The organism is Streptomyces sp. NPDC002054 (assembly GCF_040296685.1).
Lineage (GTDB): Bacteria > Actinomycetota > Actinomycetes > Streptomycetales > Streptomycetaceae > Streptomyces.
The window spans coordinates 195,749-216,713 of sequence record NZ_JBEOXT010000006.1 but is presented as its reverse complement, the minus strand read 5'-3'; the positions used below and the strand labels follow the sequence as shown (position 1 = coordinate 216,713).

Annotated in this window: 16 protein-coding genes; 7 read left to right on the top strand and 9 right to left on the bottom strand. The window is 72.9% G+C overall.

Features of this window, described 5'->3' with window-relative positions; all coding sequences use genetic code 11:
• Window positions 1-70 precede the first annotated feature (70 nt).
• Window positions 71-3,052, top strand: a complete 2,982-nt coding sequence (gene fxsT / locus ABT123_RS07925; RefSeq protein ID WP_351310886.1) for an FxSxx-COOH system tetratricopeptide repeat protein — start codon at window positions 71-73, stop codon at window positions 3,050-3,052.
• A 211-nt stretch (window positions 3,053-3,263) separates the two neighbouring features.
• Here fxsT and ABT123_RS07920 read toward each other — a convergent pair whose 3' ends face one another.
• From ABT123_RS07920 to ABT123_RS07900, 5 genes are all read right to left on the bottom strand, one after another.
• Entirely contained in the window at window positions 3,264-7,169 is a 3,906-nt protein-coding gene (locus ABT123_RS07920; RefSeq protein ID WP_351310884.1) for a multifunctional oxoglutarate decarboxylase/oxoglutarate dehydrogenase thiamine pyrophosphate-binding subunit/dihydrolipoyllysine-residue succinyltransferase subunit, read from the bottom strand.
• Window positions 7,170-7,428: 259 nt separating this feature from the next.
• The gene (locus tag ABT123_RS07915; protein ID WP_502970902.1) at window positions 7,429-8,505 is read right to left on the bottom strand and encodes a HAMP domain-containing sensor histidine kinase; all 1,077 of its coding nucleotides are present in this window, start codon (window positions 8,503-8,505) and stop codon (window positions 7,429-7,431) included.
• A gap of 122 nt (window positions 8,506-8,627) precedes the next feature.
• Window positions 8,628-9,371 carry a response regulator transcription factor gene (locus ABT123_RS07910; RefSeq protein WP_351310880.1) on the bottom strand — a complete coding sequence of 248 codons (744 nt, stop codon included), beginning with the start codon at window positions 9,369-9,371 and terminating at the stop codon, window positions 8,628-8,630.
• Window positions 9,372-9,455: 84 nt separating this feature from the next.
• Complete coding sequence (locus ABT123_RS07905) at window positions 9,456-10,133, bottom strand: spermidine synthase family protein (protein ID WP_351310879.1); 678 nt, start codon at window positions 10,131-10,133, stop codon at window positions 9,456-9,458.
• Between the two features lie 76 nt (window positions 10,134-10,209).
• Window positions 10,210-10,686 (bottom strand): hypothetical protein, encoded by a 477-nt coding sequence (locus tag ABT123_RS07900; protein WP_351310877.1) that lies wholly within the window; start codon window positions 10,684-10,686, stop codon window positions 10,210-10,212.
• A gap of 40 nt (window positions 10,687-10,726) precedes the next feature.
• On the opposite strand from ABT123_RS07900, the gene ABT123_RS07895 reads away from it, so the two are divergent.
• The gene (locus ABT123_RS07895) at window positions 10,727-12,151 is read left to right on the top strand and encodes a glycosyltransferase family protein (RefSeq protein WP_351310875.1); all 1,425 of its coding nucleotides are present in this window, start codon (window positions 10,727-10,729) and stop codon (window positions 12,149-12,151) included.
• A gap of 542 nt (window positions 12,152-12,693) precedes the next feature.
• Window positions 12,694-13,569, top strand: a complete 876-nt coding sequence (locus tag ABT123_RS07890; protein WP_351310967.1) for a sulfurtransferase — start codon at window positions 12,694-12,696, stop codon at window positions 13,567-13,569.
• On the opposite strand, the gene ABT123_RS07885 is transcribed toward ABT123_RS07890, so the two are convergent.
• Complete coding sequence (locus ABT123_RS07885; protein ID WP_351310874.1) at window positions 13,515-13,940, bottom strand: nuclear transport factor 2 family protein; 426 nt, start codon at window positions 13,938-13,940, stop codon at window positions 13,515-13,517. The two genes, ABT123_RS07890 and ABT123_RS07885, sit on opposite strands and share 55 nt — an antisense overlap.
• 95 nt (window positions 13,941-14,035) lie before the next feature.
• Between ABT123_RS07885 and ABT123_RS07880 the strand changes: the two genes are divergently transcribed.
• The 3 genes from ABT123_RS07880 (at window position 14,036) to ABT123_RS07870 (ending at window position 17,637) form a co-directional block, all read left to right on the top strand.
• On the top strand, window positions 14,036-14,614 hold the full coding sequence (locus ABT123_RS07880; protein WP_351310872.1) for a PadR family transcriptional regulator: 579 nt from the start codon (window positions 14,036-14,038) through the stop codon (window positions 14,612-14,614).
• Window positions 14,615-14,732: 118 nt separating this feature from the next.
• Window positions 14,733-17,135 (top strand): endopeptidase La, encoded by a 2,403-nt coding sequence (lon, locus tag ABT123_RS07875; protein WP_351310870.1) that lies wholly within the window; start codon window positions 14,733-14,735, stop codon window positions 17,133-17,135.
• Between the two features lie 61 nt (window positions 17,136-17,196).
• Window positions 17,197-17,637 (top strand): MarR family winged helix-turn-helix transcriptional regulator, encoded by a 441-nt coding sequence (locus tag ABT123_RS07870; RefSeq protein WP_351310868.1) that lies wholly within the window; start codon window positions 17,197-17,199, stop codon window positions 17,635-17,637.
• A 7-nt stretch (window positions 17,638-17,644) separates the two neighbouring features.
• Here ABT123_RS07870 and ABT123_RS07865 read toward each other — a convergent pair whose 3' ends face one another.
• Window positions 17,645-18,286: a LysE family translocator gene (locus tag ABT123_RS07865; protein ID WP_351310866.1), complete on the bottom strand. Its 642-nt coding sequence runs from the start codon at window positions 18,284-18,286 to the stop codon at window positions 17,645-17,647.
• 4 nt (window positions 18,287-18,290) lie between these two features.
• Window positions 18,291-19,034 carry a phosphodiesterase gene (locus ABT123_RS07860; RefSeq protein ID WP_351310864.1) on the bottom strand — a complete coding sequence of 248 codons (744 nt, stop codon included), beginning with the start codon at window positions 19,032-19,034 and terminating at the stop codon, window positions 18,291-18,293.
• A 100-nt stretch (window positions 19,035-19,134) separates the two neighbouring features.
• On the opposite strand from ABT123_RS07860, the gene ABT123_RS07855 reads away from it, so the two are divergent.
• The gene (locus tag ABT123_RS07855) at window positions 19,135-19,821 is read left to right on the top strand and encodes an ABATE domain-containing protein (RefSeq protein ID WP_351310863.1); all 687 of its coding nucleotides are present in this window, start codon (window positions 19,135-19,137) and stop codon (window positions 19,819-19,821) included.
• Window positions 19,822-19,865: 44 nt separating this feature from the next.
• Here ABT123_RS07855 and ABT123_RS07850 read toward each other — a convergent pair whose 3' ends face one another.
• Window positions 19,866-20,651, bottom strand: a complete 786-nt coding sequence (locus tag ABT123_RS07850; RefSeq protein ID WP_351310861.1) for a hypothetical protein — start codon at window positions 20,649-20,651, stop codon at window positions 19,866-19,868.
• Between the last annotated feature and the right edge of the window lie 314 nt (window positions 20,652-20,965).

Genomic DNA, 20,965 nt, shown 5'->3' with positions numbered 1-20,965 from the left:
GCGCTACATTCTTCTTCTCGATACGCAGGTCACCCCCGTCCACCACCCCGGATCCCAGGGAGACGGCCGCATGACCCACAGTGCCGTGCACGCCCAGCGCTTCGTCATCAGCTTCGCCGGGTTCAACCGCCCCTGGGCCGTGTGGATCGCCCACCGGCTGGAAGAGCACGGCCACCGCGTCACCCTCCAGCGCTGGGACCCGCAGCGCAGCCCCGGACTCGCCGACGCCCTCGACGACCTCGCCCGCGCCGCGGGCCGGGTGCTCCTGGTGCTCAGCGAGCGCTACTTCTCCGCCGGCACCCACACCGAGGAGGAATGGAACACCGCCCTCCGGACGGTCACCGAGGCGCACCCCGACCGGTTCGCCGCGGTCTGCCTCACCGATGCGCCGCTGCCCACCGCGGTGGCCGCACTGGAGAAGACCGACCTGTGGGGCCTGGACTCGTACGAGGCCGAGTACCGGGTGCTGCGCCGGCTGGAGCTGCCCACCGACCGGGTCGGCGCCGAAACCGGCCGCCGCGGACCCCGGTTCCCCAACGACCCGCCCGAGATCTGGGGCCGGGTACCGCGCCGCAACCCCCGCTTCACCGGCCGCAACGACGTGATCGGCCGGCTGCGGGCGGCCCTGGCCGACGCCCCGGCCGGCGCCTCCATCGTCACCCTCCTCGGGCTCTCCGGCGTCGGCAAGACCCAGGTCGCCACCGAGTACGCCTACCGGTTCGCCTCCGAGTACGACGTGGTGTGGTGGGTGCCCGCCGAGGACCGGCCCACCCTCCGCGAGCGGCTCGCCGACCTGGCCCCGGCCCTCGGCCTGCCCCGCGGCGCCGGCAGTTACGGCGAGCAGATCCGCGGCGTGCTGGAGGCGCTGCGCCGCGGGAACCCGTACCACCGCTGGCTGCTCGTCTTCGACGGCTGCGACAGCCCCGACGACCTGACCGACCTGCTGCCCGCCGGCTCCGGCGACGTGATCATCACCTCCCGGAACCGCGAATGGGCCTCCCGCCACACCCACCTGCTCGAAGTCCCGCTCTACGCCCGGCCCGAGTCCATCACCTTCATCCGCCGCCGGGCGCTGCGGCTGACCGGCGAGGAGGCCGACCAGCTCGCCGAGGCCCTCGAGGACTACCCCCTCGCCCTCGACCAGACCGCCGGCTGGCTCGCCGACTCCCCGCTCACCGTGGGCGACTACCTGCAGCTGCTCCGGCGCCGGCTGGACTCCCGGGAGGCGGTCACCGTCTCCGACGACTACCCGCTGCCCTTCCCCACCGCCCTGGCGATACTCCTCAACAACGTCCGGGAGAACTACCCCGACGCCCTCCACCTGCTCCGGCTGTTCGTGTTCTTCGCCCCCGGCCGGGTGCCGCTGCGGCTGCTGCGCGAGTTCCCCGCCGACGACGTGCCCGAACAGCTGGCCGGCCTGATCAACGACCAGGTCCGGTGGAACGCCGCGCTCAACAAGCTGGTGCAGTTCTCGGTGGTCCGGCTGGAGTACTCCGACCTGGCCGTGGAGGAGGGCGGCGGCGGCACCGAGACGGTCCAGCTGCACCGGATGGTGCACGGCATCGTCCGGGACAACCTCAGCGACGAGGAAGCGGACCAACTGGCCCGCGCGGTACGCCAGGTCCTGGCCGCCGCCGACCCCGGCCGGCCCACCGACTCCCGGCTCTGGCCCCGCTACGCCGAACTCATCCCGCACCTGGAATCGGCCGGGGTGCTCGCCAGCTCCAACCCGCGGATCCAGAACTTCCTGCTGCACTGCCTGCGCTACCTGATCCTGGCCGGCGAGTACCGGACCTGCCTGCGGCTCGCCGAGGAGACCGACGACGCCTGGCGGGCCATGCTCGGCGAGCACCACGACCAGGTCCGCGAGCTCAGCTACCACTACGGCGGCGCCCTGCGGCTGCTCGGCCACTTCCGCCGCGCGGAGGTGCTCAGCAAGACCATTGCCGACCGGCTCACCGCCGAACGCGGCGACCGCGACCTGGAGACCCTGCGGGCCATCAGCACCTACGCGGCGGTCCTGCTGAACACGGCCAAGTTCGAGCAGGCCCGGCTCCTGCTGGAGCACTGCTTCGCCGGCTACCGGGAGCTGCTCGGCGAGGACGACTCCATGACCCTGAACGCCCAGAACAATGTCGCGGTGGTGCTGCGGCTGCTCGGCCGCTACCCGGAGTCCTACGAGGCCGACCTGGACACCCTGCGCCGCCGCGAGCGGGTGCTGCGGGTCCGGCACATCGCCACCCTGTCCAGCGGGATCGGCTGCGCGATGGGACTGCGCCTGATGGGCCGCTACCGGGAGGCGCTGGCCCGGCAGGAACAGGGGCTCAAGCTCAACGCCACCGTGCTCGGCGAGAACCATCCGCAGACCCTGCGCGCCGAACACAACCTGGGCATGTGCCTGCGCCGCTCGGGAGACATCGCGGGCGCGGGCGCCCGGCTGCGCAGCGTCCTGGAACGCTCCACCCGGGTCCACGGGGCCACCTTCCCGTGGACCCTGATGGTGGCCTCCGACTACGCCACCTACCTGCGCGAGTACGGGGACATCGACGAGGCCCGGCGGATCTCCGAGGAGGTGGTCCGGGGCTACCAGACCCAGCTGGGCCTGGCCCACCCGTACAGCATCGGCACGGTCGGCAACCTCGGCCTGGTACTGCGGGCCCAGGGCGAACGCGAGGCGGCGCTCAGCCTGTGCGAGCAGGCGCTGGTCGGGATGCGGGGCGCGCTGGGCGACCGGCACCCGTGGACCCTGGGCTGCGCCGTCAACGCGGCCGGCTGCCGGAACATCACCGACCGCTTCGCCGATGCGCTGGACCTGAGCCGGGACACCCTGCGGACCACGGAGCAGGTGCTGGGCGGGGACCACCCGATGACCCTGACCGCCCAGATCGCCCTGGCGGCGGACCTGCGGTCCACGGGCCGGATGGAAGAGGCCCAGAAACACGAGGACGCGGGCCTGAAGTCACTGGCCCGCACCCTCGGCCCCCAACACGTCCACACGGTCTCGGCCCGCCAACGCATGCGCCCGTACTGGGACTTCGAGCCCCAGCCGTAGCGGTCCCCTGCCCGGACCGGGGGTGCCGGGCGAAGCCCGTGCACCCTACGGGGTCCGGGGCGGAGCCCCGGTTACGGGATGGGGGTCCCCCCAGCGAAGCGAGGGGGAGGGCGGGGTGGGGGATGGCCCCGCGCAGCGGATGCCGGAAGGCCCGGCCCCCTCCCAGGGGGCCGGGCCTTCCGTTGGGCCGGGCTGCGCCGGCGTCAGCCGGCTACGCCTCGAAGACCTCGGCGAGCAGCTGCTGCTGCTCCGCCTGGTGGCGCTTCGCGGAGCCGACCGCCGGGGACGAGCCGTGCGGGCGGGAGATCCGGCGCAGGCGCTCGCCCGACGGGATGTCCGCGCCGACCGCCAGGTCCAGGTGGTCGATCAGGTTGAGCGCGATGAACGGCCAGGCACCCTGGTTCGCCGGCTCCTCCTGCGCCCAGATGTACTTCGCCGCGTTCGGGAACTTGGCGATCTCGGCCTGGAGCTCCGCACCCGGCAGCGGGTACAGCCGCTCGATGCGGATGATCGCCGTGTCCGTGATGCCGCGCTTCTCCCGCTCGGCCTCCAGGTCGTAGTAGACCTTGCCCGCGCAGAAGACGACCTTGCGGACCGCGTTCGGGTCCACGGTGGAGTCGCCGATGACCGGACGGAACGCGCCCGTCGTGAACTCCTCCGCCTTCGACGCCGCCGCCTTCAGACGCAGCATCGACTTCGGGGTGAAGACGATCAGCGGCTTGTGGTGCGGGTTGTGGACCTGCCAGCGCAGCAGGTGGAAGTAGTTCGACGGCAGCGTGGGCATGGCCACCGTCATGTTGTTCTGCGCGCAGAGCTGCAGGAACCGCTCCGGGCGGGCCGAGGAGTGGTCCGGGCCCTGGCCCTCGTAGCCGTGCGGCAGCAGCAGGGTGACGCCGGAGGTCTGGCCCCACTTCTGCTCGGCCGAGGAGATGAACTCGTCGACGACGGTCTGCGCGCCGTTGACGAAGTCACCGAACTGCGCCTCCCACAGCACCAGCGCGTCCGGGCGGGCCAGCGAGTAGCCGTACTCGAAGCCCATGGCCGCGTACTCGGAGAGCAGCGAGTCGTAGACGTTGAACCGGGCCTGGTCGTCCGACAGGTACAGCAGCGGGGTGTAGTCCTCGCCGTCCACCCGGTCGATGAGGACCGCGTGGCGCTGGCCGAACGTACCGCGGCGGGAGTCCTGGCCGGACAGCCGGACCGGGGTGCCCTCCATCAGCAGGGAGCCGAAGGCGAGGGTCTCGCCCATGCCCCAGTCGATGGTGCCCTCGTCGATCATCGCCGCGCGGCGCTGCAGCTGCGGCAGCAGACGCGGGTGGACGGTGACACCGTCCGGGATGTTGACCTGGGACTCGGCGATCCGCTTGACGACGTCCTGGGAGACCGCGGTGTTCACGGCGACCGGGAACTCGCCCTGCTCGGCCGGGACGGGCGCGCCCACGGCCGGCTGCGCGGCGGCCTCGCGGACCTCCGCGAAGACCTTCTCCAGCTGGCCCTGGAAGTCCTGGAGCGCCTGCTCGGCCTCTTCCAGGGTGATGTCACCGCGACCGATGAGGGACTCGGTGTACAGCTTGCGCACCGAGCGCTTCTTGTCGATCAGGTCGTACATCAGCGGCTGCGTGAACGCCGGGTTGTCCGACTCGTTGTGGCCGCGGCGGCGGTAGCAGATGAGGTCGATGACCACGTCCTTGTTGAACGCCTGGCGGAACTCGAAGGCGAGCCGCGCGACGCGGACCACGGCCTCCGGGTCGTCGCCGTTCACGTGGAAGATCGGCGCCTCGATCATGCGGGCCACGTCGGTCGCGTACATCGAGGAACGCGAGGACTCCGGGGCGGCGGTGAAGCCGACCTGGTTGTTGATGACCACGTGCACGGTGCCACCGGTGCGGTAGCCGCGCAGCTGCGACATGTTCAGGGTCTCGGCGACCACGCCCTGGCCGGCGAAGGCCGCGTCACCGTGCAGCGCGAGCGGCAGCACCGTGAAGTCCGTGCCGCCCTTGTTGATGACGTCCTGCTTGGCGCGGGCGACACCCTCCAGGACCGGGTCCACGGCCTCCAGGTGGGAGGGGTTGGCGACCAGCGAGACCTTGATCTGCTCGCCGTCCAGGCCGGTGAAGGTGCCCTCGGCGCCCAGGTGGTACTTCACGTCGCCGGAGCCGTGCATCGACTTCGGGTCGAGGTTGCCCTCGAACTCGCGGAAGATCTGCGCGTACGACTTGCCGACGATGTTCGCCAGGACGTTCAGCCGGCCGCGGTGGGCCATGCCGATGACGACCTCTTCGAGGCGGGCCTCGGCGGCGGAGTCGATGACCGCGTCGAGCAGCGGGATGACGGACTCGCCGCCCTCCAGCGAGAAGCGCTTCTGGCCGACGTACTTCGTCTGCAGGAAGGTCTCGAAGGCTTCCGCGGCGTTCAGGCGGCGCAGGATCCGCAGCTGCTCCTCGCGCTCCGGCTTGGAGTGCGGGCGCTCGATGCGGTCCTGGATCCACTTGCGCTGCTTGGGGTCCTGGATGTGCATGAACTCGACGCCGGTGGTGCGGCAGTACGAGTCGCGCAGCACGCCGAGGATGTCGCGCAGCTTCATCATCGACTTGCCGGAGAAGCCGCCGACCGCGAACTCGCGCTCCAGGTCCCACAGGGTGAGGCCGTGCTCGGTGATGTCGAGGTCGGGGTGCTTGCGCTGCTTGTACTCCAGCGGGTCGGTGTCGGCCATGACATGGCCGCGGACCCGGTAGGAGTGGATCAGCTCGAAGACGCGGGCGGCCTTGGTGACGTCGTCGTCGTGGCTGGCGTCGATGTCCCGGAGCCAGCGGACCGGCTCGTACGGGATGCGCAGCGACTCGAAGACCTCGTCGTAGAACTTGTCCTCGCCGAGGAGGAGGTTCGCGACGATCCGCAGGAACTCGCCGGAGGCGGCACCCTGGATGACCCGGTGGTCGTAGGTCGAGGTCAGGGTCATGACCTTGGAGATGCCCAGCTTGTTCAGGGTGTCCTGGGAGGTGCCCTGGAACTCGGCGGGGTAGTCCATGGAGCCGACGCCCATGATGACCGACTGTCCGGGCATCAGGCGGGGCACGGAGTGGACGGTGCCGAGGCCGCCGGGGTTGGTGAGGGAGACCGTCACGCCGGTGAAGTCGTCCATCGTCAGCTTGCCGACCCGGGCGCGGCGGACGATGTCCTCGTAGGCCTGCCAGAACTCGAAGAAGTTGAGGGTCTCGGCCTTCTTGATGCCGGCGACGACGAGCTGGCGGTCGCCGTTGGCCTTCACCAGGTCGATGGCGAGGCCGAAGTTCACGTGCTCCGGCTTGACCAGGGTCGGCTTGCCGTCCTTCTCGGCGAAGGAGTAGTTCATCGACGGCATGGCCTTGATGGCCTGCACCATCGCGTAGCCGATGAGGTGGGTGAAGGAGATCTTCCCGCCCCGGGCGCGCTTCAGGTGGTTGTTGATGACGATGCGGTTGTCGAACAGCAGCTTCACCGGGACGGCACGGACGGACGTGGCCGTCGGCACCTCCAGGGAGGCGTTCATGTTCTTCGCCACGGCGGCGGCCGGGCCGCGGAGCGTCACCAGCTCGGGGCCGCTGGGGGCCTCGGTGGCAGGCGCGGCAGCGGCCTTGGGGGCGGCGGCGGCAGGAGCGGGGACCTGGGCGACCGGGGCCGGTGCGGCGGCCGGGGTCGGGGAGGTGACAGTCACAGCAGGGGCACCAGAGGGGGTGGCAGGAGCAGGGGCAGGAGCTGACACAGGCGTGGGCGCGGCGGTCGGCGCGGGCGCGGCGCCGGCCGCCCCCGTGGCGGCTGCGTCGGTGACCTGCGGGGCCGGGGCGGGAGCCGGGGTCGCGGCGACGGAGGTGACGGCGGTGGCGGCGGCCTGTGCGGAGGCGCCGTCCGTCGTCGTCGTGGACTGCTCCGCCTTCACCGGGGCGGCAGCGCCCCCCGGCTTGTAGTCGGCGAAGAAGTCCCACCAGGCCCGGTCGACCGAATTCGGGTCCTGGAGGTACTGCTGATAGATCTCGTCGACGAGCCACTCATTGGCACCGAAGCGGCCTGAGGCAGGGGTCTTCCCGCCCTCTGCTGCTTCGGTTGTGGTGCTCGAGTTACTGGGGGACTGTGGCGACACGGCGGCAACCGCCCTCTTCCGCTTCACAAGGTATGGACAGCGGGAATAAAGGCTACGCCTCCCTGGCGGTCAGATGCAGACCGGGCGGGAGATCCGTCGTGCAGGTCACATCGAACGGCGGGTTTCACCGGGTGGAATGGCGGGAAACAAGCGTGGTTCGGGTAGGGCTGACCGTGGTTGCGGCCCCCTGGCTTCGCACCCCTGATGGACCCCGGGCACATGTGGCCGAGATCATCTCCTTCCCGTCTCGAACCCTACGTCAACCTGCGGCCTTCGAGCTGCCCGGAAGGGTGACGAGGATCCGGCAGCCCCGGGAGGATTCGGCCACTCCGATGTGCCCGCCGTGCAGGCCGACCGCCCAGCGGGCGATCGCCAGGCCCAGACCGGTGCCCCCGTCGCCGCCCCGGGCACTGCCCCGGTTGAACCGCTCGAAGACCCGGTGGCGCTCCTTCTCCGGGATGCCGGGGCCCTCGTCCAGGACTTCCAGGGTCAGGCTCCCGGGCGCGTCGCCGCGCCGGGCGCGCACGGTGACCCGGCCGTGCTGGGGGCTGTGCTTGACCGCGTTGTCGATCAGGTTGGCCACCACCTGGTGCAGGCGCTCCGCGTCCGCGTGCGCCGTCAGGTCGGGCGGGAACACGTCCAGGTGCAGGTGGACGTCCTTGCGGGTGTGGTTGCCGGAGCCGGAGGTCAGCGAGCCGCGCTGCCCCGCGGCCAGCCCGGCCTCCTTCAGCACGCCCGACAGGTACGGCCACACCTCGAAGCGGCGCGCCTTCAGCGGGACCACCCCGTTGTCCACCCGGGACAGGTCCAGCAGGGTCTCCACCAGCCGGCCCAGCCGCTCGGTCTGCTTCAGCGCCGTCCGCATGGTCTCCGGATCGGCGGCCGAAACCCCGTCCACCACGTTCTCCAGCACCGCCCGCAGGGCCGCGATCGGGGTGCGGAGCTCGTGCGAGACATTGGCGACCAGTTCCCGGCGGTGCGCGTCCACCGCCTCCAGGTCGTCCGCCATCACATTGATGGTCGCGGCCAGGTCGCCGAGCTCGTCCCGGCGCTCGGCGCCGTGCACCCGGCGGGTGTAGTCCCCCTGGGAGATCGCCCGGGCCACGGTGGTCATCTTGTCCAGCGGCGCGGTCAGGCTGTGCGCCACGAACTGGGTGATCAGCATCGAGGCGATCACCGAGAAGACCGTGATGAACCGGACCTCGGTCTTGGTCCGCAGGGCCACCATGAGCAGCCCGGTGGTGATGAAGACCGAGACGACGACCAGGGTGCCGAGCTTGGTCTTGATCGAGAACGGCGAGAAGGGGCGCAGCCCCTGCCCGGGTGTCCGGCGCACGCTGCGGCCACTGCGCGCCCCACGCGCGCCGCGCGCCCCGTGGGTGCCTCGGGCGCCGTGCCCGTCCCGGGTGCCGTGCATGCCCCGGGCACCGCGCGTGTCCCGGGTGCCCCCGGCGGAGCTCATGCCCCCGCCGGGGTCTCCAGGGCGTACCCGACGCCGTGGACCGTACGGATCCGCTCGGCGCCGATCTTGCGGCGCAACGCCTTGATGTGGCTGTCGACCGTACGGGTCCCGGAGGCGTCGGCCCAGTCCCACACCTCGGCGAGCAGCTGCTCCCGGGAGAGCACCGCGCGCGGGGTGCCGGCCAGGCAGACCAGCAGGTCGAACTCGGTGGGGGTGAGGTGCACGTCCTCGGCGTGCACCCGGACCCGCCGCTGGGCGTGGTCGATCTCCAGGTCGCCCAGCCGCAGGGTGGAGCCGCGCGGGGCGGTGGCGGCGATGGTGGCCCGCTCGACCCGGCGCAGCAGCACGTGCACCCGCGCCGCCAGCTCGCGCATGGAGAACGGCTTGGTCATGTAGTCGTCCGCGCCGACGCCGAGGCCGACCAGCATGTCGGTCTCGTCGTCACGGGCGGTGAGCATCAGGACCGGCACCGGACGGTGCGCCTGGACCCGGCGGCAGACCTCCAGGCCGTCGAAGCCGGGCAGCATCACGTCCAGCACCAGCAGCTCGGGCTGCCAGCTCTCGGCGGCGGCCACGGCGGCCGGGCCGTCGCCGGCCGTCTGTACCTGGAAGCCCTCGGCGCGCAGCCGGGCCGCGATCGCCTCGGCGATGGTCTGGTCGTCCTCGACGACGAGCACGCGGCGCTGGGCGCCGGGGGTCGCCGCGGCGCCGCTCTGGGTGGTGTGTGTTTGTTCCGTCATCCCGCCCTCGTCCCCGCCCGAACCCGGTGGTCCGCGTAATGGGGTGCAGCGTAGAGGAGCCACCGGCCTGCGGCCATGTGGGGGTTACAGGGGGTTCCGGCCCAGATGGACCACGTCCGGGACACCTCGGGCAACGGGCACCTCTTCCGTCCGTACCGAGCTGAATCCGGCATTCCGCATTGCTTTTTCGAACGCGGCGGACGGTTGTGCGGACCAGACGGCGAGGACCCCTCCGGGGGTCAACCGGGCCCGGCAGGCGGCGAGTCCGGCGGGGGAGTAGAGGTTCTGGTTGTCCTCGGTGACGGTCCAGTCGGGGCCGTTGTCGATGTCCAGACAGAGGGCGTCGTATCGGTCGGGTGACGCGTGCAAGTGAGTCACCAGATCGGTGTGCAGGATCGTTACCCGGGAGTCGGCGAGGGCGGCCTCGGTGACCGCGCGGAGGGGTCCGGACCGGTGCCAGTCGATGATCGCCTGCTCACGTTCGGCAACCACGATCCGGCCCCAGTGGGCCTGGGCGGCGGCGTGGACCAGCGAGAAGCCGACCCCGAGACCGCCGATGAGCACGGAGGCGTTGACCGGGGGCGGATCGAGGGCCAGCCAGGCGGCGTCCACGAGCAGCCGCTCCGAGCGGCCGTCGGAGGTGTCCATCAGGAAGCAGCCGTTGGCGATGATCTCGTAGACCGGAACCGCCGCGTCCCGGCGGCGCAGGACGACCTCGCCATGGGGGCCGTGGCGGCGGTCGAGGGTAACGGGGGCTGTCATACGGGGCACAACGAGGGCCCTGGGGGCGGTGTTCCGATGCGGCGGACTATGTCAGGTCGCGCCGGGCTCCGGCGGGTCAGAACGCGGGGAGCTCGTCCAGCACCCGGGACAGGCCGGGCGGGACCGAGCCGTCGGTGGTGGCGACCTCGTACCCGCCGTGCACGAAGGCGTACACGAACCCGTCGAACACGGGCCCGTCCCCCATGGCGATGCGCGGCAGGCGCGGGAATCCGGCCTCGGCGAGGGCGGTACGCAGCCGGGCCAGCCGGTCGGCGGCCAGCCTCCCGCTGCCGATCTCGCGGGCGGCCCCGTCCAGCCGGGTCCACGAGCCGTCTCCCTGCACACGTACGCTGCTCTGCCGGCCGGCCAGCCCGCCGCTGCGGGTGACGGTGACCAGCCGCTCGTCGGCGCGGGTGGGCGGCAGGACCGTTTCGGCGGGTGAGGCGGCCGGCGAGGAGGCGGAACCGGCGGGACCGGCGGGACCCTCGAAGGTGCAGCCCCCGAGCACGGCGGCCCAGACCAGCACCCCGCCCGCCGCGCGAACGGCCCTCACGCACCCACCCCCCCCCGTAAGGTCTGCTCTCCGTCGACCCATGAGTATGGAGTCCCCGCTCCCGCACGGAAAGCACCCGGAGGCAGTCATCGGCCGCATCGCACCGTGGCGCGTGCTGCTCCCGCCCGTGGTCCTCGCTCTCCTGCTCGGGCTGTGGGGCCTCGACCGGGGCGGCAGCATGTGGCGCGACGAGTCGGTGACCTGGCAGGTCGCCCACAGGCCGGCCGGCGACCTGGTGGAGCTGCTGGGCCGGGTCGACGCCGTGCACGGCCTCTACTACCTGCTGATGCACGCGGTGTTCGCCGGCTGGGAGAGCGGCGGGCTGTGGGCGCTGCGGCTGCCGTCGGTGGCCGCCACCGCCCTCGCCGCGGCCGGGGTCGCGGCGGTCGGCCACCGGCTGGCGTGCATGAGGGCCGCCGAGCCTGCCGCTGACCGGGGCGCCGCGCGGGCCGGCCTGTGCGCCGGGCTGCTGTACGCCCTGCTGCCGCCGGTCCAGATGTACGCGCAGGAGGGCCGCTCGTACGCGCTGGTGGCCGCCGCCGTGGTCTGGGCGACGTACCTGCTGCTGCGCGAGCGCTGGGTGCCGTACACGGTGCTGCTCGTCCTCGCCTGCTGGCTGCACGAGTTCGCCGTGCTGGCGCTGCTCGCGCACGCCGTCCCCGGATGGCGGGCGCGCGGCTGGCGGCGCAGCGCCGCGGTGGTGGTCCTCCTGCTGCTGCCGCTCGCCGTGCTCAGCGCGGGCCAGGCGGCGCAGCAGCTCGGCTGGCTGGGCCGGCCGAAGGGGGCGGACTGGGCGGCGTACGCCGTGGTCGCGGCGGTCTCGCTGCTGCTCGCCCGGGGGGCGGACCGGGAGCTGGTCCGGGTCGCGCTGCCGCTCGCGCTGCTGCCGGCCGGGCTGCTGATGACGGTCTCGCTGGTCAACCCCTGGTACGTCGACCGGTACGTGCTCTATTCGCTGGCCGGCCTGGCGCTGCTGGCGGGCGCGGCCCGGCCGCGGGTGCTGTTGCCGCTGGCCGCGGTGCTGGTGGCTGTGGCCGTGCCGTGGTCGCTGTGGCTGCGTACGCCGGAGAGCCGCAAGGACGATGTGCTGGCCGTCGCCGACGCGGTACGGGCCACTGCCCGGCCGGGGGACGCGGTGCTGTTCCAGCCGGCCCGGCGGCGCGAGTGGCTGCTGTCCTCCCCCGAGGTGTACGGGAGCCTGCACGACCTGGCCCTGGCCCGCACCCCGACGGCTTCGCGCACCCTCCAGGGCACCGAGCTCCCGTCGCAGGAGATCCGCGCCCGACTCTTCGACGCGCCCCGGGTGCTGGTCCTACTGGACCCGGCGGACCAGCCGCGCGACCCATACCCGCGCGAGGTCGTCAAACGACAGACCCTGGTCAGCCAGTTCGACCTGTGTTCGATCCGCGAGATCCGCGGCGCCAGGGTCGCGCTCTACGCCAGGCCGGGCGAATGCCCGAACTGACGGACCGGAACCCTCCGGGGCAGGATGCCCCTGGCGGCCTGGCGGCCTGGCGGCCTGGCGGCCTGGCGGCCTGGCGGCCTGGCGGCCTGGCGGCCTGGCGGCCTGCGGCCCAACGGCCCAAGGGCCTGCGGCCTGGCGGCCTGCGGCCCAACGGCCCAAGGGCCTGCGGCCTGGCGGCCTGCGGCCCAACGGCCTGGCGGCCCTGTGGCTCGGCCCTGGCGCCCCGGCAGGCATGGCGGCTATCGGGTCTGCCGGCCCTGTTGGCCCGATGGGCCGGCGGCCCACGGCCGGGTGGCCTGGCGGGGTGGCCAGGCCACCCGATGGACCTGCGGCCAACTGCTGCACTACCGATCCCCTGCCCCTCCTGGAGGCCCTGCATGACCGACCGTCAGCCCACGATCCGCACCGGGCCCGCGGCGCCCGCCGGGCCTGAGCCCCACACGGGGTCTGCGGCTCACACCGACCCTGCCGCGCCGCAGGCCCGCATTGCGTCCGCCGGGCCCGCAGCCCGTGCCGACCACACCAGCCCCGCCGGGGAGCCGCTGTCCACGCCCCTGGTCGGTGTCGACTGGTTGGCGGGGCGGATTGGGGAGCCCGGGGTGGTGGTCTTTGATGCTTCGGTCGGGGGCCATCGGGGCGGGACGGTGCGGATACCTGGGGCGCGGGCCTTTGATCTCGACGGGGAGCTGTCCGACCACAGTGCTCCGGTGCCGCACGCCATGCCGGGGGCGGCGGCGTTCAGCGAAGCGCTGCGCGCCCTCGGTGTCGACGACACCAGCACGGTCGTCGTCTACGACGCCGCCAGCATCTACTCCAGTGCCCGCGCCTGGTGGATGCTGCGCGCCATGGGCTTCGACCGCGCCGCGGTCCTTGACGGCGGGCTGCCCGCCTGGACGGCCGCCGGCCTCCCGGTGGAGCCGGCCCCGGCGGCGTACGACGGTCCGCGCGGCGGCTTCACCGCCCGGCCGCGGGCCGGGCTGCTGGTCGACAGCGTCGAGGTGCTCGCCGCCCTCGCCGACCCGGCCGCCGCCGTCTTTGACGCCCGTACCCGCGAACGGTTCGCGGGGACCGCCCCCGAACCCCGCCCGGGCCTGCGGCCCGGCCACATGCCGGGCGCCCTCAGCCTCCCCTTCACCGAGGTACGGACCGCGGACGGCCTGATGCGCCCGGCCGCCGAGCTCCGCACCGCCTTCGACGCCCTGGCCCCCGCCGCGGAGAAGCTCTACTTCAGCTGCGGCTCCGGCGTGACCGCCTGCGTCCTCGCCCTCGCCGCCGACCTGGCCGGCTACCCCGACCTGGCGGTCTACGACGGCTCCTGGAGCGACTGGGGCCGCCCCTCCGCCCTCCCGGTGAGCCAAGGAGCTCAGGGAGCGGCAGGGACCAGTCCGTCGGCGACCAGGCCGGCCAGCACCGCCTGACCCAGCGCCTGCACGGCGGACAGCGGGCGCACCATCACGGTGAACTCCTTGACCCGGCCCTCCTCGTCGAACTGGAGCAGGTCGATGCCGTGGATCTGCCGGCCGTCCACCGTGGCACGGAACGGCAGGATCGCCGACGGAGCCTCCTTGCCGTCGACAGCCGTCTCGGCCGTGCCCTCGAAGTGCCCGACGTACCGCAGGTCCTCGAAGATCCGCAGCAGCACGCCGAAGAGCCCCAGGACCATGGGCCGGCCCTCGAAAGGGCTGAACTTCACCGGGCTGTACAGCCGGATGTCCTCGGTGAACAGGTCCTCCAGCGCGGCGTGATCGCGCTGCTCCACGGCTGCGCGGAAGCGTGCGGCAGTGTCCATGACCAACCCTCCCCATCCCTCATACTCAAGAATCTGACTAGTCAGTTTCTTGAGTATGGTGCAGGGAGGGACGAAGAAAGGGAAGGGGCGGTTTCATGGCTCTGCGGCATGCCGTGCTGGCGGCGCTGCTGGACGGCGAGTACAGCGGGTACCAGCTGGCGAAGGGCTTCGACATCGGCGTGGCGAACTTCTGGCACGCACTGCCCCAGCAGCTCTACGCCGAGCTGGCCAAGCTGGAGCGGGACGGGCTGGTCGCGGGCCGCGAAGTGGTCCAGGAGACCCGGCCCAACAAGCGGCTGTTCCGGGTCACCGAGGCCGGCCGGGCCGAACTGGAGGCCTTCGCCGCGGCCCCCTCCAAGCCCTCGTTCATCCGCGACGACCTGCTCGTCAAGGTCCAGTCCGCCGACCGCGTCGGCACCGCCGCGGTGATCGAACAGCTGGAGGAGCGGGCCGCCGCGGCCGAGGCCAAGACCGAACTGCTCGGCGCGCTGCTGCGGCAGCTGCGCGGGGACCTGGACGAGGAGGAGTTCCTGCGCCGGGGCGAGCGGATCGGGGGCTACCTGACCTGCCTGCGCGGCCTGGCCTTCGAGCGGGAGAACCGGGACTGGTGCCGGATGGCCGCGGGCGTCCTGAGGGATCGGCAGGCCGCCGCCCGTACCGAACCGTCGCCGTAGCCGACGTAAGCCGACGTGTTCGCCGGAGGCGAACGGGAGTTGGAGGGGATCGGGGAACATTGGTGGGCGCAGATGCATTGAGTCGGCAGAGCTCAACTTCACTGCCGGAGGGAAGATCATGGCTTCGACGTCCGTATCGCTCACCCTGCCCGTGCTGCCGCTCGACGACGAGGTCGTGCTGCCCGGAATGGTGGTTCCGCTCGACCTGACCGACGCCGAGGTGCGCGGGGCCGTCGAGGCCGCGCAGGCGGCGGCCGGGAGCGGCAGCGGGAAGCCCCGGGTGCTGCTTGTGCCGCGGGTTGACGGCACGTACGCCGGGACGGGTGTGCTGGGGACCGTCGAGCAGGTGGGGCGGCTGTCCGACGGGGACCCGGGCGCGCTGATCCGCGGGCTCGGCCGGGTCCGGATCGGCGCCGGGACCACCGGGCCCGGGGCCGCCCTGTGGGTGGAGGGCGAGGTGGTGCAGGAGCACACCCCCGAGCCGCTGCCCGGAGCCGTCACCGAACTGATCAAGGAGTACAAGGCCCTCGCCACCAGCTGGCTGAGGAAACGCGGGGCCTGGCAGGTCGTCGACCGGGTGCAGCAGATCGAAGGGGTGTCGGCGCTCGCCGACAACTCGGGCTACTCGCCGTTCCTGACGGTGGCCCAGAAGGTCGAACTGCTCGAGACCGCCGACCCGGTCGCCCGCCTGAAGCTCGCCGTGACCTGGCTCAGCGACCACCTGGCCGAGCAGGACGTCGCCGAGTCCATCGCCAAGGACGTCCAGGAGGGCGTGGACAAGCAGCAGCGCGAGTTCCTGCTGCGGCGTCAGCTGGAAGCGGTCCGCAAGGAGCTGCGCGAGCTGAACGGGGACGGGGAGGGCGAGGCGGCCGACGACTACCGCAGCCGGGTCGAGGCCGCCGACCTGCCGGAGAAGGTGCGGGAGGCCGCGCTGAAGGAGGTCGAGAAGCTGGAGCGGTCCAGCGACCAGTCCCCGGAGGGCTCCTGGATCCGGACCTGGCTGGACACCGTCCTGGAGCTGCCCTGGAACGAGCGCACCGAGGACGCGTACGACATCCGCGGGGCCCGGGAGATCCTGGACGCCGAGCACGCCGGGCTCGGCGATGTGAAGGACCGGATCACCGAGTACCTGGCCGTCCGCAAGCGGCGCGGCGAGCGCGGGCTCGGCGTGGTCGGCGGGCGGCGCGGCGGGGCCGTGCTGGCCCTGGTCGGCCCGCCCGGGGTCGGAAAAACCAGCCTCGGAGAATCGGTCGCCCACGCGATGGGGCGGAAGTTCGTCCGCGTCGCGCTCGGCGGCGTCCGCGACGAGGCGGAGATCCGCGGCCACCGGCGTACGTACGTGGGCGCGCTGCCCGGCCGGATCGTACGGGCCATCAAGGAAGCCGGGTCCATGAACCCGGTGGTGCTCCTCGACGAGATCGACAAGGTGGGCTCCGACTTCCGCGGCGACCCGGCCGCCGCCCTGCTGGAGGTCCTCGACCCGGCACAGAACCACACCTTCCGGGACCACTACCTGGAGGTGGAACTGGACCTGAGCGACGTGGTCTTCCTGGCCACCGCCAATGTGCTGGAGGCCATCCCGGAGGCGCTCGCCGACCGGATGGACCTGGTCCGGCTCGACGGGTACACCGAGGACGAGAAGGTGGTCATCGCCCGTGACCACTTGCTGCCGCGACAGCTGGAGCGGGCCGGGCTCGGCGCTGACGAGGTGATCCTGGAGGAGCCGGCCCTGCGCAGGCTGGCCGGCGAGTACACCCGCGAGGCGGGTGTCCGGACCCTGGAGCGGTCCATCGCCCGGTTGCTGCGCAAGGTGGCCTCCCAGCACGAGCTGGGGGAGCGGGAGCTGCCGTTCACCATCACCGAGCAGGACCTGCGCGCGCTGATCGGGCGACCGCACCACGTACCGGAGTCCGCACAGGACCCGGCCGAGCGGCGGACCGCCGTCCCCGGCGTGGCCACCGGCCTCGCCGTCACCGGGGCGGGCGGGGACGTGCTCTTCGTCGAGGCCTCGCTCGCAGACCCGGAGACCGGTGCGGCCGGACTGACCCTGACCGGCCAGCTCGGCGAGGTGATGAAGGAGTCCGCGCAGATCGCGCTCAGCTTCCTGCGCTCACACGGCGCGGAGCTGGAACTTCCGGTCACCGGGCTGAAGGAGCGGGGAGTGCACATCCACTTCCCGGCGGGCGCGGTGCCCAAGGACGGCCCGAGCGCGGGCATCACCATGACCACGGCGCTCGCCTCCCTGCTGTCGGGGCGCCAGGTCCGCACCGATGTGGCCATGACCGGCGAGGTCTCGCTGACCGGCCGGGTGCTGCCGATCGGCGGGGTCAAGCAGAAGCTGCTGGCCGCGCACCGGGCCGGGATCAGCACCGTGATCATCCCGAAGCGGAACGAGGCCGATCTGGACGATGTGCCGGCCGAGGTGCTGGAGCGGCTGGAGGTGCACCCGGTCACGGACGTACGCCAGGTCCTGGAGCTGGCCCTGCAGGAGGCGGAGCTCGCGGTCACCACGGCGGCCTGACCCCCCGGGCCGGGGTGCTGGGAAATACTGGGTTCCCACACACCCACGATGGGAGCGGAACGTGCACGGGAGCGAAGACCAGGAGTTCCTCGCGCTGGAGCGGGAGCTGTCCGTCTTCCTCCGGCGCGCCCGGGCCTCCTCCGGTGAGATGGCCCGCGAACTCCACCCCGAGCTGGAACCCGCCGCGTACGGGCTGCTCGTACGCCTGGAGGACGCCGGCCGGCAGCGGGCCACCGATCTCGCGGCCTACTTCGGGGTCGGCAAGGCGACCATGAGCCGCCAGCTGCGGGCCCTGGAGGACCTCGGCCTGGTGGCCCGCGAGCAGGACCCGGCGGACGGCCGGGCCTTCCAGGTCGGCCTCACCCCGGAGGGCCGGGAGCGGTTCCTGAAGGTCCGCGACGCCCGGCGGGTCCGTTACATGCGCAAGCTCGGCGACTGGGACCGTGGCGAGGTGGCGGAACTGGCGCGGCTGCTCCACCAGTTGAACCAGGGGACGGACTAGCCGTTCCTCAGGCCGCCACGGCGGTACGGATCCCCAGGCCGATCAGCACCACCGCGGTGACCCGGCTCAGCGCGGCCCGGAACCCGGGCCGCCGCAGGACCCCCGACGCCCGGCGGACCAGTACCGTCCAGCCGAGCAGCCAGAGGGCGATCAGCAGGGCATGGGCGGTGGCCAGCACCAGGACCTGGGCGGGGAGGGGCCGGCCGGGCTCGATGAACTGCGGTACCAGGGTCAGGTAGACGGATGCGGCCTTCGGGTTCAGGACATTGGCGAGCAGCGCCTGCAGGAAGCCGGACCCGCCCCCGCCCCGGCCCCGGCCGGGCGCCCCGGGTGAGGTCCCGGCGCGGCGGGCCGCGTACCAGGTCCACAGGCCGAGGCCGATGAGCCAGCAGGCCCCGGCGATCCGGACGGCGGTGAAGGCCCGGGCGGAGTGCATGACCAGGGCCGACAGCCCGGCCACGGCCAGCGCGGCGTGCACGTACAGGCCGGTGACGGTGCCGAGGACCACTGGCCAGGCCTGCCGCCGGCCGCCCTCCCCGACCCGCTGCACCAGCAGGGCCAGACTGGCCCCCGGGGTCGCGATCAGCGGGAACACCGCCGCCAGGAACCCGGCCACGGCGTACGGATGGACGTACGGGTGGACGGACACGGCGTCACGGCACCACGCGGAAGTGGGTGGTCAGCCGCCGGTCCTCGCCCAGCAGGTGGAAGGCCAGCCCGGGCGGCTGGTCCCGGTCGGCCGATGCCTCGCCCTCCCAGGGCAGCCGCAGGGTCCAGGTCACCGCGGGCCCGACGATCAGCGGGCGCCCGGCGAAGGACGAGGCGGCGGCGGTGTGGGCGTGGCCGGTGAGGACGGCGGCCACCCGGGGGTGCGCGTCGAGCAGCGCGGCCAGCCGCTCCGGCTCCTCCAGCCGGGAGGAGTCGGGCAGCGGGTGGTGCACCTCCACCGGCGGCTGGTGGAAGGCGAGCAGGGCCGGGACGCCGTCCGGGAGCCCCGCGAGCGTCCCGTCGATCCACTGCGCGGTCTCCGCGTCGATCCGGCCGTGGTCGTGGCCGGGGACCGTGGTGTCGCACATCAGGACGGCGGTGCCGCCGATGTGGTGGACCCGGTTGACCGGCCCCTCGGCGGGTGCCTCCCCGAGCAGGGCCTTGCGGTAGGCGGGCCGGGCGTCGTGGTTGCCGGGGCAGGTCAGGACCGGGAACGGGAGGTCGAGCAGCCGGGCGGCCTCCTCGTACTCGGCCTCGGTGCCGTGGTCGGCGATGTCCCCGGTGACCAGCAGGGCGTCGACCGGCCGGGGCAGGGTCCGCAGGTGGTCCAGGACGCGGGTGGCGCGGTCGGTGGCCCGCGGGGTGCCATCCAGATGTAGATCGCTGATCTGGGCCAGCAGCAGAGTCATTCCAGTCCCCCTAATGGAAATTCTTCATTTACCGTTAGTTGCGCTGACCCTAGGGTGTACAGAGGGAAGCGGGCAAGGGCATGGAGAGCGGGGGACGACTGTGGAGCGCTGGCTGGCTCTGGAGCTGGCGAGCACCATCCGGCACGACGGGGCGGGTGGTGTCGCGGACGACCTGGCGACGGTCGAGGGCCTGGCGGACTGGCTGGGCGAGCAGTCGGGCCGGCTCCCCGGCGGACTGCCAGCCGGGCTGCCCATCGACGAGCGGCTGCGGCAGGAGGTCACCGGTCTGCGGCGGGCGGTACGGGCGCTGTTCGCCCGCGCGGTCAGCCCGGCGCCGCCGAGCGCGGCGGACGCGGGCCGGCTGATGCCGGCGGCGGAGGCGGTGGCCGCACTCAACGCGGCGGCGGCGCTGGAACCCGTCGTTCCGCAGCTGTCCTGGCCGCCCGGCGAACCCCCGACCGCAGCCCTGCTCCCGGCCGCCGACGCGGGGGCCGAGCCGGAGCCGGAGCCCGGGCCCGAGTCCGCGCCCGAGCGGGAGCCGGAGCCCGAGCCCGACCCCGGGTCTGGGGCGCGGGCCGGGCTGCTCGCCGCGCTGGCCCGGGCCGCGATCGAGTTCCTGGCGGGGCCGCAGCGCGAACAACTCCGCTCCTGCTCGGCGCCGCGCTGCGTGCGGTACTTCCTGCGGAGCCACGGCCGCCAGGCCTGGTGCAAGCCGTCCTGCGGCAACCGCGCCCGAGTCGCCCGCCACGCCGAACGCCGCCGCACGACGGACCCGGACAGCCGCTAGAGCCGGAGCCAGGGCCGGAGCCGGAGCCGGAGCCGGAGCCGGAGCTAGAGCTCCGCGTAGGCCGCCGAGGCGTCGTCGTGGCGCTTCCCGCGGGCCGGTGGCGTGGCCGGGGCGGACTCCAGGGTGCGGACCCGGGTGATCAGGCCCTCCGCGCCCTCCTTCCGCAGGACCGCCATGCAGTCGGCCCAGTCGCCCTCCCCGAAGGTCTCCGTCCAGCGGCCGGCGCCGTCGGTCAGCGCGGCCAGCGCCCGGACCCGCTCGCGCGGGGTGCGGCCGGTCACCGCGCGCCCGGCCGCCGCCGGATCCGCCGCGGCGGTGAAGAAGGCGCCCTCCCGCTCGTACGCATTGCGCAGCGCATCCGTGGCGGCGTGCGAGCGCAGCACCTCGCGCGGGATCCGGTCGAGCCGGTCGTCGCGGACCGCCGTCACCTCCCCCTCCGGCGACTGGAGCAGCAGCACCGAATCGGACAGCACGAGGTGCTCGACGTACGCCTCGCCCCAGCGGGCCATCACCACGGTCGCCTGCGGGGTGCGGATGTGAGAAAGGTCACAGCTGTCCCGGTGTGCCGCGGCGGTGTCGCGGATGGACTCGGCCAGGATCCGGTCCAGGGGCATGTCCCGCCGCGATCCGGACAGTTCGGTCAATCGGCCCCCGAGTCGGGCGGTGAACCAGGGCACCCCGTGCACGCACCCGTCCTCCCCGGCCGGCGGAGTCACCCCGTCCAGGGCGACCAGCACACCACCCCCGCCGCAGGCGGGCACCACGGCGGACAGCCAGTCCTCATTGGGGCGTTCCGGATTACCGGGGGCGGAAGCCAGGTCGATGCGCATGGAGACAGTCTGCCCGAGATGTCCGAAAGCGGTACGGGCAAAGGGGTGGCCGGGGCCGGCCCGCCGACTGGTCCGTACCAAATGTCCAGCGCGAGGCGGGAACCGGCACCCACCGGAAGCGGAAGGTCCGCGTAATCTGCGGGCGGGCATCCTGCCAAAGCCCCCATCGATCTTTCAACCGGCTGTCCACGGAACCCCGCTGACCCGGGGTGACCTCGGGGCGGCCGAGTTGTTCCCCAACTCCTCCGTGATGTTCACTCGTTCGTGTGGCCGGGTGGGCGATGTGCGGCTCTGTCCCCAACACACTGCGATGG

Bases quoted from the DNA above. Each gene is read 5' to 3' on its own strand.
- fxsT (WP_351310886.1), top strand. From the start codon at position 71: ATGACCCACAGTGCCGTGCACGCCCAGCGCTTCGTCATCAGCTTCGCC.
- ABT123_RS07910 (WP_351310880.1), bottom strand. From the start codon at position 9,371: ATGACGGAACAAACACACACCACCCAGAGCGGCGCCGCGGCGACCCCC.
- ABT123_RS07905 (WP_351310879.1), bottom strand. From the start codon at position 10,133: ATGACAGCCCCCGTTACCCTCGACCGCCGCCACGGCCCCCATGGCGAG.
- ABT123_RS07895 (WP_351310875.1), top strand. From the start codon at position 10,727: ATGAGTATGGAGTCCCCGCTCCCGCACGGAAAGCACCCGGAGGCAGTC.
- ABT123_RS07885 (WP_351310874.1), bottom strand. From the start codon at position 13,940: ATGGACACTGCCGCACGCTTCCGCGCAGCCGTGGAGCAGCGCGATCAC.
- ABT123_RS07880 (WP_351310872.1), top strand. From the start codon at position 14,036: ATGGCTCTGCGGCATGCCGTGCTGGCGGCGCTGCTGGACGGCGAGTAC.
- lon (WP_351310870.1), top strand. From the start codon at position 14,733: ATGGCTTCGACGTCCGTATCGCTCACCCTGCCCGTGCTGCCGCTCGAC.
- ABT123_RS07860 (WP_351310864.1), bottom strand. From the start codon at position 19,034: ATGACTCTGCTGCTGGCCCAGATCAGCGATCTACATCTGGATGGCACC.
- ABT123_RS07850 (WP_351310861.1), bottom strand. From the start codon at position 20,651: ATGCGCATCGACCTGGCTTCCGCCCCCGGTAATCCGGAACGCCCCAAT.